General features: G+C 44.7%; 13 protein-coding genes. All 13 read left to right on the forward strand.

The annotated features are described in order from the left end of the window. Positions 1-446 precede the first annotated feature (446 nt). A complete protein-coding gene (gene nrfB, locus ACF8EG_RS17510) occupies positions 447-1,049 on the forward strand; it encodes a cytochrome c nitrite reductase pentaheme subunit (protein WP_069496896.1) in 603 nt (200 codons plus the stop codon). Position 1,050: 1 nt separating this feature from the next. After that, positions 1,051-1,737 carry a cytochrome c nitrite reductase Fe-S protein gene (nrfC, locus tag ACF8EG_RS17515; RefSeq protein WP_045545766.1) on the forward strand — a complete coding sequence of 229 codons (687 nt, stop codon included), beginning with the start codon at positions 1,051-1,053 and terminating at the stop codon, positions 1,735-1,737. Next, positions 1,734-2,705: a cytochrome c nitrite reductase subunit NrfD gene (gene nrfD / locus ACF8EG_RS17520; RefSeq protein ID WP_069506648.1), complete on the forward strand. Its 972-nt coding sequence runs from the start codon at positions 1,734-1,736 to the stop codon at positions 2,703-2,705. Before nrfC ends, nrfD begins: the two co-directional genes overlap by 4 nt. Positions 2,706-2,714: 9 nt before the next feature. Next, entirely contained in the window at positions 2,715-4,622 is a 1,908-nt protein-coding gene (locus ACF8EG_RS17525; protein ID WP_043037966.1) for a heme lyase CcmF/NrfE family subunit, read from the forward strand. Further along, positions 4,600-5,133: a DsbE family thiol:disulfide interchange protein gene (locus ACF8EG_RS17530; RefSeq protein WP_069489996.1), complete on the forward strand. Its 534-nt coding sequence runs from the start codon at positions 4,600-4,602 to the stop codon at positions 5,131-5,133. The genes ACF8EG_RS17525 and ACF8EG_RS17530 overlap by 23 nt, the downstream gene beginning before the upstream one ends. Then, entirely contained in the window at positions 5,120-5,530 is a 411-nt protein-coding gene (gene nrfF, locus ACF8EG_RS17535; RefSeq protein WP_005494740.1) for a heme lyase NrfEFG subunit NrfF, read from the forward strand. Before ACF8EG_RS17530 ends, nrfF begins: the two co-directional genes overlap by 14 nt. A gap of 148 nt (positions 5,531-5,678) precedes the next feature. Continuing rightward, complete coding sequence (locus ACF8EG_RS17540) at positions 5,679-5,855, forward strand: hypothetical protein (protein ID WP_005483239.1); 177 nt, start codon at positions 5,679-5,681, stop codon at positions 5,853-5,855. A 221-nt stretch (positions 5,856-6,076) separates the two neighbouring features. After that, positions 6,077-6,733 (forward strand): GTP cyclohydrolase II, encoded by a 657-nt coding sequence (gene ribA / locus ACF8EG_RS17545; RefSeq protein ID WP_005457833.1) that lies wholly within the window; start codon positions 6,077-6,079, stop codon positions 6,731-6,733. A gap of 177 nt (positions 6,734-6,910) precedes the next feature. After that, positions 6,911-8,173, forward strand: a complete 1,263-nt coding sequence (locus tag ACF8EG_RS17550; RefSeq protein WP_005494743.1) for an imelysin family protein — start codon at positions 6,911-6,913, stop codon at positions 8,171-8,173. A gap of 84 nt (positions 8,174-8,257) precedes the next feature. Continuing rightward, positions 8,258-9,640: a di-heme oxidoredictase family protein gene (locus ACF8EG_RS17555; protein WP_069506651.1), complete on the forward strand. Its 1,383-nt coding sequence runs from the start codon at positions 8,258-8,260 to the stop codon at positions 9,638-9,640. Positions 9,641-9,650: 10 nt separating this feature from the next. Then, positions 9,651-10,688, forward strand: a complete 1,038-nt coding sequence (locus ACF8EG_RS17560; protein WP_025503622.1) for an imelysin family protein — start codon at positions 9,651-9,653, stop codon at positions 10,686-10,688. After that, entirely contained in the window at positions 10,669-11,751 is a 1,083-nt protein-coding gene (locus ACF8EG_RS17565) for a DUF1513 domain-containing protein (protein WP_069506654.1), read from the forward strand. Before ACF8EG_RS17560 ends, ACF8EG_RS17565 begins: the two co-directional genes overlap by 20 nt. A gap of 152 nt (positions 11,752-11,903) precedes the next feature. Beyond that, positions 11,904-13,445, forward strand: coding sequence for a murein L,D-transpeptidase (locus ACF8EG_RS17570; protein WP_029855501.1), 1,542 nt, complete (start codon positions 11,904-11,906; stop codon positions 13,443-13,445). The last annotated feature ends 63 nt before the right edge of the window (positions 13,446-13,508 follow it).

Genomic DNA, 13,508 nt, shown 5'->3' on the forward strand with positions numbered 1-13,508 from the left:
TTATCTCCATATTCGTTTTTATTAGCAGCGTTGTGAGAAGCTATTCCAAATAAGAATCGGAGATCTACAAATAATATTATTGTGTAAATAAAGAGATGAAATAGTGAGCGGAATGAGTCTTGCTTTAGATCAATTTACACTAGTGATCTTAATCATGTTTAATTTCATATACCTCTAAAGTGGTATGATTCAATCCCCTTTATTGACAGTAGGTTAGAGGTATAACCATTTTATAAATAAGGTGATTAAGTTCGCTTTTTGAACAGTACCTTCTACCTCTTAGGAATAATAGGGGTATTATGAATATAGGTTTAGCGTTGTGGCTTTCCAAAATAAGAATTGATGTCATTTGAAGATATAAAAATATCTTCAGAAGAAATTAATTGTCGCTCTATTAAATAGTTGAGAACAGTTATCAATTATTTTAGAGCTAAGGAAAGAAAAATATGGGCAATATAAAATTGACCATAGTGACAATGCTGAAATTTCTCTTCGCCTTTGCCATCTATGGTTTTTCTATCTCCGCCCATGCGATTTCATCAGAGCCTGTTGAGGGTGCACAAACCACTCGCCATCAAGTTGAGCTGATTCGTGACCGAGACTACAAATGTCTTCAATGTCATAAGGATGCCAAAGAAACTCTGAATTTGTCGCATGAGCCAGAAGCGCTGCTTAGCCAAGGTAAAACACTTAACTGCACAAACTGTCACAGCAATATCGGGCCTGATCACCGTGAAGGGGCTCCTGATGTGATCAAGTTTGCTGCTGCGCAATCAAAAGCAGTGCATGACAAGGTTTTTCTTGATCCAAGCACCATTCTCAAAGCGAATAGCCAGTGTGTAGATTGCCACGCTCCAACTCAGTTGAGAGAAAGTAATTGGACGCATGATGTCCATGCTAAAAATTTGACCTGTTCAAATTGTCACGATGTTCACGCTGCCAAAACGAAAGCGCTTTCTTTCGACAGAAAACAGCTCATCAAGCAATGTGTCGATTGCCACTCTCAGTTTGCTGCTGAACCTGAACTTGCAAAAGACGAGGAGAGATAGCATGAAGTGTTCAAGACGAAATTTTTTAGCCAGTAGCGGCGCATTGATTTTGACCACTGGCGTTGCTGGCACCTCTGTTGTTAGTGCTTCTCTTTATGCCAGTGATAGCGAGCAAACCAAACGTTTTGGCATGGTGCATGATGAAAATGCGTGTATAGGATGTACTGCGTGTACTGAAGCATGCCGCGAAGTGAATAAAGTGCCAGAAGGGGTGACCCGCCTAAAAATTCATCGCAGTGAACCCATTGGAGAATTTCCTGATGTTGAGTACCAGTTTACGCGTGAATCTTGTCAGCACTGTGATAATCCACCATGTGTGTATGTTTGCCCTACGGGTGCTGCGTACAAGGATGAAGCTACGGGGATAGTTGATGTGCACAAAGAGCGATGCGTCGGCTGTGGCTATTGTTTGGCGGCTTGTCCTTATCAAGTGCGCTTTTTCAACCCTGTTGACCATTCTGCAGACAAATGTAACTTCTGCCGTGATACCAAACTAGTACAAGGTAAGCAGCCAGCTTGCGTGGAATCTTGCCCGACAAACGCGTTGATATTTGGTGATTTGAATGATCCACATAGCGAGGTCAGCAAAGTCATTGATAACCATCTTGTGTATCGCGATAAGTCACATTTAGGAACGCAACCTAAGTTGTTTAAAATTCCGCATAACAAAGGGGAGGTGTCATCATGAACGGTTTTGAAAGTGCTTTCCACTTTGATTCATTAGTGTGGGATTGGATCATCGCGATTTACCTATTTTTAGCTGGGATGTCTGCTGGCGCAGTGATGATTTCTATCTACCTTAAACGCAAAGTCATTGAGGGTGATCCGGCGAACAATGGCATTATGAAAGCGATGGCTTGGCTCGCGCCATTTGGCATCATTTCCGGTTTGGTGATTTTGATTTTCCATTTAACTAAGCCACTCCAGTTTTGGAAAATCATGATTTACTATAACCCGACGTCGGTGATGTCGATGGGCGTTGTCTTGTTTCAAGTCTACATGGTTGTGTTGTTTGTTTGGATTGGCGTGATCTTTCGCCATCAAATCATCAGCTTTGGTGAAGGCAAATTACCGAGCGGATTACTCGACTTTGTGGATGGCTTTTTGATCAAGGCTGGAAAGGTGAGTAATGCCATCGAGTTGTTCTTGGGTTTCTTGGCGTTAGTACTGGCGGCATATACTGGCTTCCTACTATCGGCACTTAAAACCTACCCGATGCTCAACAATCCGGTGTTGCCGATTTTGTTCCTATTCTCAAGCCTTTCTTCGGGCGCAGCGGCATGTTTGATGTTCGGAATCTTAGTGTTTAAAGAGCCGACATCCAGTCCTAGTGTGTCATGGGTCCATGGCTTTGAACGTCCGGTTGTATTATTCGAGTTGTTCGTTTTAGTAACGTTCTTTACTGGCCTGATTTTCAGCGGGGGTCAAAACGAAGTCGCAGCTTGGAATGCAATATCCAACGGCTTTTGGGCGCAGTGGTTCTGGGTTGGTGTTGTGTTGATTGGTATGTTGATGCCGCTAACATTGAACTGGTTAATGCCTTCTGAAGTTCGCCATAAAGGTAGTTACGTCTTTGTCGTGACGACATTGAGTTTGGTCGGCGTGCTGATGCTGCGTACATTCATACTCTATGCTGGTCAAATGACCGTTGTCTAAGGAGGAACAATGGAGGCTGAACTGGGTTTCTTCTTACTGATTTTCGTCGCAATGGGGGCGAGTTGTTCCGCTGCACTGCATTGGTATCGCCGTGCAGCGGCTAAGCCCATTATGTTAGAACACCAACTTGCGACCTCGCATCTCATCAGTTTGGCCTCTGTTGTTTGTCTATTACTGCTGATTGTCTGTTTTATCCAAGACAATTTTGCTCTTGAATATGTGGTCACTCATTCCAACAGCCAATTGCCAACCGCTTACAAGGTTGCAGCGGCATGGGGTGGGCACCAAGGCTCCATGCTGTTTTGGGTCGTGACGCTCAGTTTATGGGCATCATACATTGCTCTTAGTTCTCCGATTAACCAATGCTACACCGCAGATTGCCTTGGCATTATGAATGTCCTGATTGCCGTTTTTGCTTGGTTCACGTTAACAACGTCTAACCCTTTTGAGTTCGCAAAAACATTCGCAGTAGAAGGACGTGATTTGAATCCAATGCTGCAGGACATCGGATTGATCATTCATCCGCCACTTTTATATTTAGGTTACGTTGGTTATTCCGCCATTTTGGCGTTTGCACTTGCGGCGTTATTAAGCAAACGGCCTGTCAATGAATGGTACCGTTGTACGCGAAAGGCCGCGTATTTTGCCTGGGGAACCCTGACTGTTGGTATCCTTGTCGGCTCTTGGTGGGCATACAATGAACTAGGCTGGGGAGGCTGGTGGTTCTGGGACCCAGTAGAAAATGCCTCTCTATTGCCGTGGTTAACAGGCACTGCACTCCTGCACAGCGGAGTATTAGCAAAGAAAAATCAGGGAGCGTTGTGGAGCACATACGCGTTGGCGTTTGCGACCTTTAGTTTAAGCATTCTCGGGACATTTATCGTACGTTCTGGCGTATTGACATCGGTGCATGCTTTTGCTGTGGATCCTACCAAAGGTTTAGCCCTGCTTGCTGTGCTTAGTGCGTTAGTATTGATGACGTTTGGCGTACTGATTATGCGTGGAGATGCCATCAAACCATTTAGATTACGTTCCTTGATTAGTCGTTCTTATATGGTGTGTGTGTCCATTGGACTTTTGGTCATATCCACGGCGATCGTCTTTTTAGGTACGTTCTACCCGATGATTTATCAATTGCTAGGGTTGGGAAACATCTCTGTTGGTGCGCCGTATTTTAATAGCTTGATATTTCCTCTTAGTATTTTCGCTTTGTTGGCGTTAGCCATGACGCCAATTTTGCGGTGGACAAAAGGAGTGTGCGCGAACTGGAAAGGGCAATTCGCCTTCGCAAGTACAATCGCTTTAGGTGTCGTAGCCGTCTTTATCTTGTCGGTTGATACCGTGCGTATTGGGACAATCACGAGTGTATTTTTAGCAGCTTGGGTTATTGCTACGCACACTATGTTATGGCTGAATGCCGAAAACAAAGGGCCACTAATCAAGATGGTATTAGCACACGTCGGTTTTTCTGTAGCCGTTGTGGGAGCTGTCTTCAACAGTGAATACTCGTACCAATACAACTTGCGAGTAGAGCCTGGTGTTTCACATCAAAGAGCAAACATTGGTATCGATTATCAAGGTATGGATTGGGTAATAGGGCCAAATTACACCGCAGAACAAGCAAGGATCATTTTGCGCCTTGATGATCAGACTCGCTATGTATTACAACCTGAAAAACGCCATTATCCCGTGCGAGTAATGAACATGACTGAGCCCGCGATTCTGAGTTTATGGCACGGAGACTATTATCTGACGTTGGGGGATAAAGTTGGCACAAACGCTTATGCGATAAAAGTTCAGTACCGGGCGGGGATTTGGTGGATATGGTCAGGCGGTTTGATAGCGGTGTTTGGCGCACTGACGACTGTGTATCGCAAAAGAAAGAGGGCCGTGAATGTCACCGAAAACTATGCCTAAACTATTCGGGTTATTTATTGTTGTTGCCGTCTTTTCAGTCGTGGTCGTTGCGGGGTTATCTGACCGCCCCCACGTTGAGCAAGCAAAGGAAAGCACGCTAAGGGTTCCAAATTTCAACGCTGTATCGGTTATCTCTGGAAAAGAGGTTACTCAGGTGTTGTTTCAAGACAAGGGCTATAAGTTGCTGAATGTGTGGGCGTCATGGTGTGGGATCTGTAAGAAAGAACATGAAACACTTTTGCAGATAGCGGATGCGGGAGTACCGATCATTGGTTTGAATTATCGAGATAATAACTCTGCCGCTCAAAACTACTTGAGCTCTAAAAACAATCCTTATCAAGAAGTGATTAGTGACCCAAATGGCGAATTAGCGGTTGAGCTGGGAGTGATAGGTACACCAGAAACTTATCTTATTGATCAAAATGGCAAGGTTTTGATCAAATATCGGGGAGCAATCACGATCGACAAATGGAACTCAATATTTTCTAGGTATTTTAATGGCGCTATTTAAATATATATTTATTACCGTTTTTGCACTTGCATTATATTCTCCTGTGAGCAATGGGAGTGAAATTAAGCAGAACGTTGATCTTTTTGAATTTCAATCTGTAGAAGTGCAACAACGAGCAACCTCGCTCGCTAAGACATTGCGCTGCCCACAATGCCAAAACCAGAACTTGATTGAGTCCAATGCGCCAGCGGCTAAAGATCTTCGGTTAAAGGTCTATACGATGGTCAATGAAGGTAGCTCCGATCAGCAGGTAAAAGATTATTTGGTTGAACGATATGGAAATATTGTTCTGTATCAACCTCCATTTAATTATTCAACTGCGCTATTGTGGATCTTTCCTATTATATTTTTGATCTTTTTTGCTCTATTTTCGATCCGACTAATCAAGCGAAATTAATGTGACCATTATTCCAGTATGGAAAATAAATTGTGCATATAACAAGCAGAGTGTTATCATTTTTTGGAATTTATGAAGCCTCCAGTATAAAGCTAACGATAAAATTTGAGCTGGAGAAGTAATAAAAGAACAACAGTAGGTGTACGCAGTGGATTCAGTTATATTGCAGTTAAAGAAGGACTTTTATTCGCAGATTCGTGCGTTTCAAACACCGAAGCTGCCACAAGTGACTTCAACTCTCGCCGTCCTAACAGACGAAGAAATTCAAGAACTCGAAGCGGTATGGATAGAATTAGCGGTTTGGAAACGTAGCCAAACTCATTAAGATTCCTTTTCATGCTCTAACCTTTACCAACCCCAGGCAAAAATTTGTCTGGGGTTTTTTATTGTAGTTTTATAAAATTGTTATACTATAACAATTCATCAGCGCAGCAAGATAAGTGATCGTCTTTGTTTGCGGAAGGGGATAAGATCAACCCAATTGTGATCTCAACATTGAAAAATGCGGTATCAATCCCCATAGTTGAAGAGCAATAAGTGAATCCCATGAATGCAATAACAAAAACGCATCAAGCGCATCAAGCAATAAATCGAGTGAGTATAGATATGGCGGAAGTACGTGCCAGAGTAGATTTTAAAGTCGGGGCTAAAAGTAATATCGATGCTGAGATCCTGTCTTTCCGTGGCCTTAAGACAGATAAAGAGCATGTGGCAGTTATTTTTAAACAAGCGGATCAAACGCAAGACACGCCGCTAGTGCGTATGCATTCCGAGTGTCTGACTGGCGATGTTTTCCACTCATCTCGCTGTGACTGCGGTGAGCAGTTAGAAGAAACGATCCAACGTATGGGCGAATCTGGCGGCGTGATCCTTTACCTTCGCCAAGAGGGTCGTGGTATCGGTTTGTACAACAAGATTGATGCGTATCGTCTGCAAAGCCAAGGGATGAACACTTACGAAGCAAACAACCATTTAGGCTTTGATGATGATTTAAGAGACTTCACCGAAGCGGCACAAATGTTAGAAGCGTTAGGTATCAAGAAAATTCGTCTTGTGACCAATAACCCTAAGAAAATCCGTGAATTAGCGGAGTACGGAATTGAGATTGTCGAAGTTGTCAATACTTCGGCGCACATTAAAGATGGTAATGAAAACTATCTTAGAGCGAAAGTTTCTCACGGCAAACATAACCTAAAGGTTTAATCTCTAAAGAGAAAACTGTCAATTATGAATGTTAAAAGCCTCACAGTGATGAGGCTTTTTTTGTATCTGGAATTGCAAATAAATTGTAAATTTGTATTATCTCGTGACTAAAAGTGCAAATAAGAATAATTAGCACTACGAATATAACAAATAAATTGCTCAACAAGGATGCTTCAGATGAATGCAAAAACAGTATTAGTCCAATCTATTGCTGCTTCACTCCTCATTGCCAGTGGTACTACCGTTGCTGCTCAAGTAACAAAACAACAAGTTGTTGAACATTATGCAGATGTGGCTCATGCCGTATTTGCTGACTCACTGACGACGGCAAAAACGTTGGAAGTGAAAATCGATGAATTTTTAAAAGCACCATCTGAGGCAAAGCTTGAAGACGTTAAGCAAGCTTGGCTAGAGTCCCGCGTGCCATACCAACAGTCTGAAGTTTTCCGTTTTGGCAACGCAGTAGTCGACGATTGGGAAGGTCAACTTAATGCCTGGCCACTTGACGAAGGTCTTATCGATTATGTAGCTGCTGACTACCAATATGAGCTTGGTAACGAAGGTGCAGCGGCAAATATCATTGCCAACACAAGCCTAACGATCGGCCCGTCTAAGCTTGACGTGGCAAAAATTACTCCAGAATTACTTGCTAGTTTGAACGAAGTAGGTGGCTCAGAAGCAAACGTAGCAACGGGCTATCACGCGATCGAATTTCTTCTATGGGGACAAGATCTGAACGGCACAAATGCAGGTGCAGGTCAGCGTGCGTACACGGACTTTGTTGTTGGTTCTGGTTGTACAAATGGTCACTGCGATCGTCGCGGTGAGTACTTAAAAGCCGCGGCCGATCTACTTGTTCAAGATCTTGAATGGATGGAAAAACAGTGGTCTGCTGATGAAAAAGGCAACTACCGTCAAGAGCTACTAACAGGTTCAGCAGAAAATGGTTTACGTAAAATGCTGTTTGGTATGGGCTCTTTGTCTTTGGGTGAGTTAGCTGGTGAGCGTATGAAAGTTGCGCTAGAAGCGAACTCTACGGAAGACGAGCACGATTGCTTCTCGGATAACACGCACAACTCGCATTACTACAACGAGCAAGGTATCTACAACGTTTATACGGGTACATACAGCCGCCAAGATGGCACGGTTCTTACTGGTCCAAGTATCGCAAACCTAGTTGCTCAGGAAGATAAGAAAGCCGCTGAAGAAATCCAGAAGCAATTTGACGTAACACGCAGTCAAGTTGGCGAGTTGGTGACTTCTGCTGAAAAACACAATCAGCATTTCGACCAACTTATTGCCGCGGGTAATGCTCAAGGCAACGCACTGGTTAACGACACCATCATGGCGTTGGTTGCACAAACCGGTGCTATTGAGCGCGCAGCGGGTATTGTCGGCATCGATAGCCTAAGCCCAGACACCGCAGACCACGAGTTTTAAGAACACATAATAATAAACAAGGGCTCATCGTGAGCCCTTTTGCCGTTAGAGCTCGTTGTTATCCATTCATATAAGAGCAGTGATATGAAGCCATACCTACTTTCCGCCTTTGCCGCGATCCTTTCGACTTCTGCCATGGCTTACGATGTTAAGTCTGGTGGCAACACCAGTGTCAAAAAAGACGGTGCTAATGCCTATTCATTACCCGCGACGAACTTGCCAATGAGTAAGCGACTTGATTTTAGTGTGGGCAATAGTTTTTTCCGTAACCCATGGGTGCAAGCGCCAGCGACTACAGATGCAAGAGACGGCCTTGGCCCGCTTTTCAACACCAATGGTTGTCAGAATTGCCACATAAAAGATGGCCGTGGGCATCCTCCTGAAAAAGACGACATTCATGCCGTGTCTATGTTGGTGCGTTTGAGTATCCCGGCGATGACGCCAGAGCAGAAGAAAGCTTACATCATGGATGGCGGTATTCCGGAGCCTACGTATGGCGGACAACTGCAAGATTTTGCTCTGCAAGACCAAACGCCAGAGGGCAAAATTGCTATTACTTATACGGACGTTCCTGTTGAGTTTAAAGATGGCACAAAAGTGACATTGAGAAAGCCTACGCTGAAAATTACCAATTTAGGTTATGGGGACATGCACCCTGATACGCAGTTTTCCGCTCGTGTCGCGCCACCTATGATTGGTTTAGGTTTGCTAGAAAGTATTCCTGATGAAACGTTGCTTAAGTGGGCAGACGAAAATGACCGTGATAGCGATGGCATCTCAGGCAAGGTGAATAAAGTTTGGGACATCGAAAAAGGCGACTTTTCGATTGGCCGTTTTGGATGGAAAGCAGGACAACCAACGTTGATGCAGCAAAATGCGGCCGCGTTTAATGGTGATGTTGGTCTAACAAGTCACTTGTTCCCGAATGAAAATTGCACGGCGAAGCAATCCCTTTGTGAGGAGTTGCCAAATGGCGGCAAGCCAGAAGTAAGCCAAAACATACTCGACTTCGTAGAGTTTTACAGCCAACACTTAGCCGTGCCGATTCGTCGAAATGTGAATGATCCTGATGTTCAGCTTGGCCAAAAGATCTTTGCCGCTTCGGGGTGCGAAAGCTGCCATAAAACCAGTGTAAAAACGACAAAACGAGCAGACCGGCCTGCGCTTTCAGAGCAACTTATCCACCCGTATACCGATCTGCTGTTGCATGACATGGGAGAGGGCCTTGCTGATCATCGACCTGAATATCTTGCCAATGGCAGTGAATGGCGTACGCCACCACTTTGGGGGATTGGTTACACAGAAGAAGTGAACGGTCACACGTATTTTTTACATGATGGTCGAGCACGTAACTTGATGGAAGCGGTGCTTTGGCATGGTGGTGAAGCGGAGCAAGCGAAACAAAACGTGTTATCGCTGAACCAAAAAGAACGTGACGCATTGATCGCGTTTCTGAACTCTCTGTAAGGATGCAACCATGAAGAAAACAACATTAATGAGCGCTGTTGTTGCAACGCTAAGCTTAGTTGGTTGCCAATCGACAACGGGCTCGTCGGATGCAAAACCTGAGCAAACTAGCCATATTTCTCAAGCTGTTTACGAAGTGGAGTTTCATGCTGCACAGTCATTTTTAAACCAAGCTTCGCAGTTAGAGCAGAGCTTTGCTGATTTTTGTTTGGCGTCGAAAAATGACGCGGAACCAGTACAACAACAATGGCACAGCACCATGCTGGCTTGGATGGCGCTTCAAGGACAGGAACGTGGCCCAGCGACTGCGCTGGAGCAAAGCTGGAACGTACAATTCTGGCCCGATAAAAAAAATACCACCGGGCGTAAAATGTCGGCGCTGACTAAAGCCGATAAAGTTTGGACAGTGGAAGAGATCTCGACACAAAGCGTGACTGTGCAAGGTTTAGGGGCGTTGGAATGGTTACTTTATGATGATGCATCCACGCTTAATACCAATAGCAATGTATGTGCCTCAGGTGTTGCTATTGCCGAAAACTTGCACGATAAAGCACAGATCATCGCTAATTCTTGGGCTCAAAACCCGTGGAAGTCTTTGCAAAAGACAGAGTGGGAATCGGAGTACATTTCGCTGCTTTCTAACCAGCTAGAATACAGCATGAAAAAGCTCAGCCGTCCGCTAGCCAAGATAGGGCATCCTCGTCCTTACTTCTCCGAGTCTTGGCGCTCAGAAACCTCGCTCTCTAACTTAAAAGCTAACCTAGAAAGCTTGCATCAGTTGTATTTTGCGAACGGTAAAGGTTTAGATGCGCTGTTAAGGGCGCAAGGTAAAACGCAATTGGCGGATCGCGTCGCGTATCAGTTTGACATGGCTTTAGAGACTTGGCCTGAAGATAAAAGCCTGTTCTCTGCACTACAAAGTGTGGACGGATATCGTTTGGTTCTCGCGCAATACAACAAGCTAGAACAACTTAAATACCTCATCCATGAAGAGGTGGCTATCGAGCTTGGTGTCGTTATAGGGTTTAATGCAACCGATGGTGACTGATCAAACCCGCCGAACGCTTCTAAAAGCGGCATTGTTAGGAGCGGCAACTCCCGTGTTGCCGTTTGGTTGTGCGGCGACAACAAAGCGAGAGCCCGCATTAATTGGCTGTTCCATTGTCGGGCGAGATAAGTTTGCTGCCGTGGTGGCTGATGAATATGGAATGCCTATTTCGACGTTACCTATCCCTGAACGTGGACATGGCGTGGCGACCAATCAGCATGGCCATGCGGTTGTTTTTGGTCGACGTCCTGGCGCTTTCTTTATGGTGTTCGACTATCGAACAGAGCAAATGCTCAAGTTGGAACTGGCAAAACCGGAGCGCAATTTTTACGGCCACGGCGTTTATTCTCACGATGGTCTTTATCTCTTCGCTACGGAAGGCGAAAGAGGCACTAGCCGAGGCATCATTGGTGTTTACGATGTTCAAAACCAATACCGAAAAATCGCTGAGTTATCGGGATTCGGCATTGGGCCTCATGAAGTGATCATGATGCCCGATGGCACGTTAGCGATTGGTGTGGGTGGGGTGCATACTAATGGTCGTGAGCCTTTGAATTTGGACAGCATGACGCCAAGCTTGAGCTACCTTTCGCAAAACGGCGAGTTGCTTGATCAACTTGCGTTGTCGGATCATAAGCTGAGCATTCGTCATCTTGCGCATGATGGTTCAGAAACGGTGTTGTGCGGCCAGCAATATCGCGGAGAACCTGACGAATATCCTGCTTTGCTCGCCATGCATACGCGTGGAGGAGAGATGCAAACACTGCAAGCAGAACCTGAAGAATGGGCACGCTTTAATCACTATATAGCCAGTATTGCTGCAACCAATGATTGGATTTTAGCAACATCACCTCCGGGCAGTTGTTATGGCATTTGGTCTAAAGAAACGGGCAAGCTGGTGGAGCTGAATGCACTGCCAGATGCGTCTGGTGTGGTGATTTACGGCGATGAGTTTCGCGTCAGTTCTGGAGCGGGAAAAGTCGTTGAACAGAAACCTTCGCAATTCAAAAACGCATACTCAAGCGGTGTTCAATGGGACAATCATTGGTCACGAATTATTTAAAAAGTTCAATAAATAATCTCTTATTGAGAGATTTGTTGTCGATTTCGTCACCAGATTCTTAATTTTAAACCTGCAAGCTGTGAGATATTTGCCATACTTTTTTTATGGCAAGTAGCGCAAGGATCGTTTCAGTGTTTGCTAGGGTTTTAATAATGACGGCACTTATGGTGCCGTTTTGCAGCTTTTCTACCGTGGTTTCTCTCGATGCTTCTGCCCAAACGGAGCAAGAAGGGGCCGTAGAGCAGTTGTCTGTCGAAAAAATGATCCATTATCCAACGGTGATTGATCAACTTTACCAAAGTACGAATTACCGTTTGAATTGGGAAAATGAGAGCGATGTTGAACAGTTCATTTTTCAGATGAAGCTGGTCGCGCTTGCTGACGTTTCCAAAGAGTTTGACAACCAACTGCATCGTATTAACCAAGTAAGATGGAAAGGAGACAACCTTGACTTCGATTTGGTGATGACCGATTCCCTCCTTATGTACCTCAGCTATCTTGAGCAGGTTCCTCAAGAAGGCGTTAACTGGTTGTTTGCAAATAAAGCCCATGTGAGCTTTCCTGCGCCTAGTGTGGATACGCTATCGGTACTGAGCAATGAGATCACGGTAGGGAAGTTGGACCAGTTTTTAGCCAGCTTGCGCTCGCCTTTGCAAATGGATGCCTCGTTTAATACGGTATTTGCTTCGCTTTCTGAATTCTCGCAATATCAATATCCTTTCTATGAGCAAAAAGGTCTGTTGCGCATCGGTGATCCGATAGAAAACAAATCAACCCTTGTTGAACGCATGGCGATCGTCGGAGTGGATGTCAGTTACATCGATTCAGAAATACCGCAATACGATGAAAATTTGGAGCTGGCGGTGAAAGAGTTCCAGCGTATTCATGGCTTGAACCAAGATGGCGTAATTGGTCCGAACACCATTCGTTGGATCAACTTCTCTCCTCAACAACGTTTGCACTTGCTGGCATTGAATGCTGAGCGTTCTCGTATTTGGGCGAAAGAACGAGACAATGTCGTGTTTGTGAACGTGCCGGGTTATGAAGTTACGTACTGGCATGATGGTCAGCCACTGTTTGAATCAAAAGTTGTGGTTGGTCGAGCTTCAAGAAAAACCCCAATCATGACTGGAACGCTAGATTCGGTGATCTTAAATCCAACTTGGAATGTGCCTTGGAAAATCATGGTGAAAGACATCATTCCAAAAGTGAAACGCAATCCGATGTATTTAATGGAACATAACATTCAAATCATCCGTTCTTGGACCTCGCGCGAAATCATCGATCCAACCACGATCAACTGGGCAACAGTTAATCCAAGAACCTTCCCGTACCGCATGCGTCAGGCTTCTGGTTCGCACAATGCGTTGGGTTTGTACAAGTTCAACATGCCGAACCCACAAGCCATATATCTACACGACACTCCAAGTAAAAACTTGTTCCAACAAGATAGAAGGGCGTTTAGCTCGGGTTGTGTTCGAGTAGAAAACGCCGATCAACTTGCAGAGCTTCTGTTCAAAACTCAAGGTTTGGAAGAGCGTTTAGAGAAAAAGCGGGAAAGCGCTCGTTCATCAACGACTTCGGTGCCACTAGGGGAGCGTATTCCGGTACACATCATCTACCAAACAGCTTGGTTGGAAGAAGGTACGCTGTATTACCGAGATGACATCTACAAATACGACCATCAAGGCTAAGCCTGCCATGGCTCGTAAATTTAAGAAAATTTACAATTCTAAAAAATCGTTTTCTGTTCAATA

The organism is Vibrio sp. YQ_11 (assembly GCF_043103065.1).
Lineage (GTDB): Bacteria > Pseudomonadota > Gammaproteobacteria > Enterobacterales > Vibrionaceae > Vibrio > Vibrio parahaemolyticus.

Excerpts from the sequence above, each read along its gene's own strand:
- nrfB (WP_069496896.1), top strand. The coding sequence starts at position 447 with ATGGGCAATATAAAATTGACCATAGTGACAATGCTGAAATTTCTCTTC.
- nrfC (WP_045545766.1), top strand. The coding sequence starts at position 1,051 with ATGAAGTGTTCAAGACGAAATTTTTTAGCCAGTAGCGGCGCATTGATT.
- nrfD (WP_069506648.1), top strand. The coding sequence starts at position 1,734 with ATGAACGGTTTTGAAAGTGCTTTCCACTTTGATTCATTAGTGTGGGAT.
- ACF8EG_RS17525 (WP_043037966.1), top strand. The coding sequence starts at position 2,715 with ATGGAGGCTGAACTGGGTTTCTTCTTACTGATTTTCGTCGCAATGGGG.
- ACF8EG_RS17530 (WP_069489996.1), top strand. The coding sequence starts at position 4,600 with ATGTCACCGAAAACTATGCCTAAACTATTCGGGTTATTTATTGTTGTT.
- nrfF (WP_005494740.1), top strand. The coding sequence starts at position 5,120 with ATGGCGCTATTTAAATATATATTTATTACCGTTTTTGCACTTGCATTA.
- ribA (WP_005457833.1), top strand. The coding sequence starts at position 6,077 with ATGAATGCAATAACAAAAACGCATCAAGCGCATCAAGCAATAAATCGA.
- ACF8EG_RS17550 (WP_005494743.1), top strand. The coding sequence starts at position 6,911 with ATGAATGCAAAAACAGTATTAGTCCAATCTATTGCTGCTTCACTCCTC.
- ACF8EG_RS17555 (WP_069506651.1), top strand. The coding sequence starts at position 8,258 with ATGAAGCCATACCTACTTTCCGCCTTTGCCGCGATCCTTTCGACTTCT.
- ACF8EG_RS17560 (WP_025503622.1), top strand. The coding sequence starts at position 9,651 with ATGAAGAAAACAACATTAATGAGCGCTGTTGTTGCAACGCTAAGCTTA.
- ACF8EG_RS17565 (WP_069506654.1), top strand. The coding sequence starts at position 10,669 with ATGCAACCGATGGTGACTGATCAAACCCGCCGAACGCTTCTAAAAGCG.
- ACF8EG_RS17570 (WP_029855501.1), top strand. The coding sequence starts at position 11,904 with ATGACGGCACTTATGGTGCCGTTTTGCAGCTTTTCTACCGTGGTTTCT.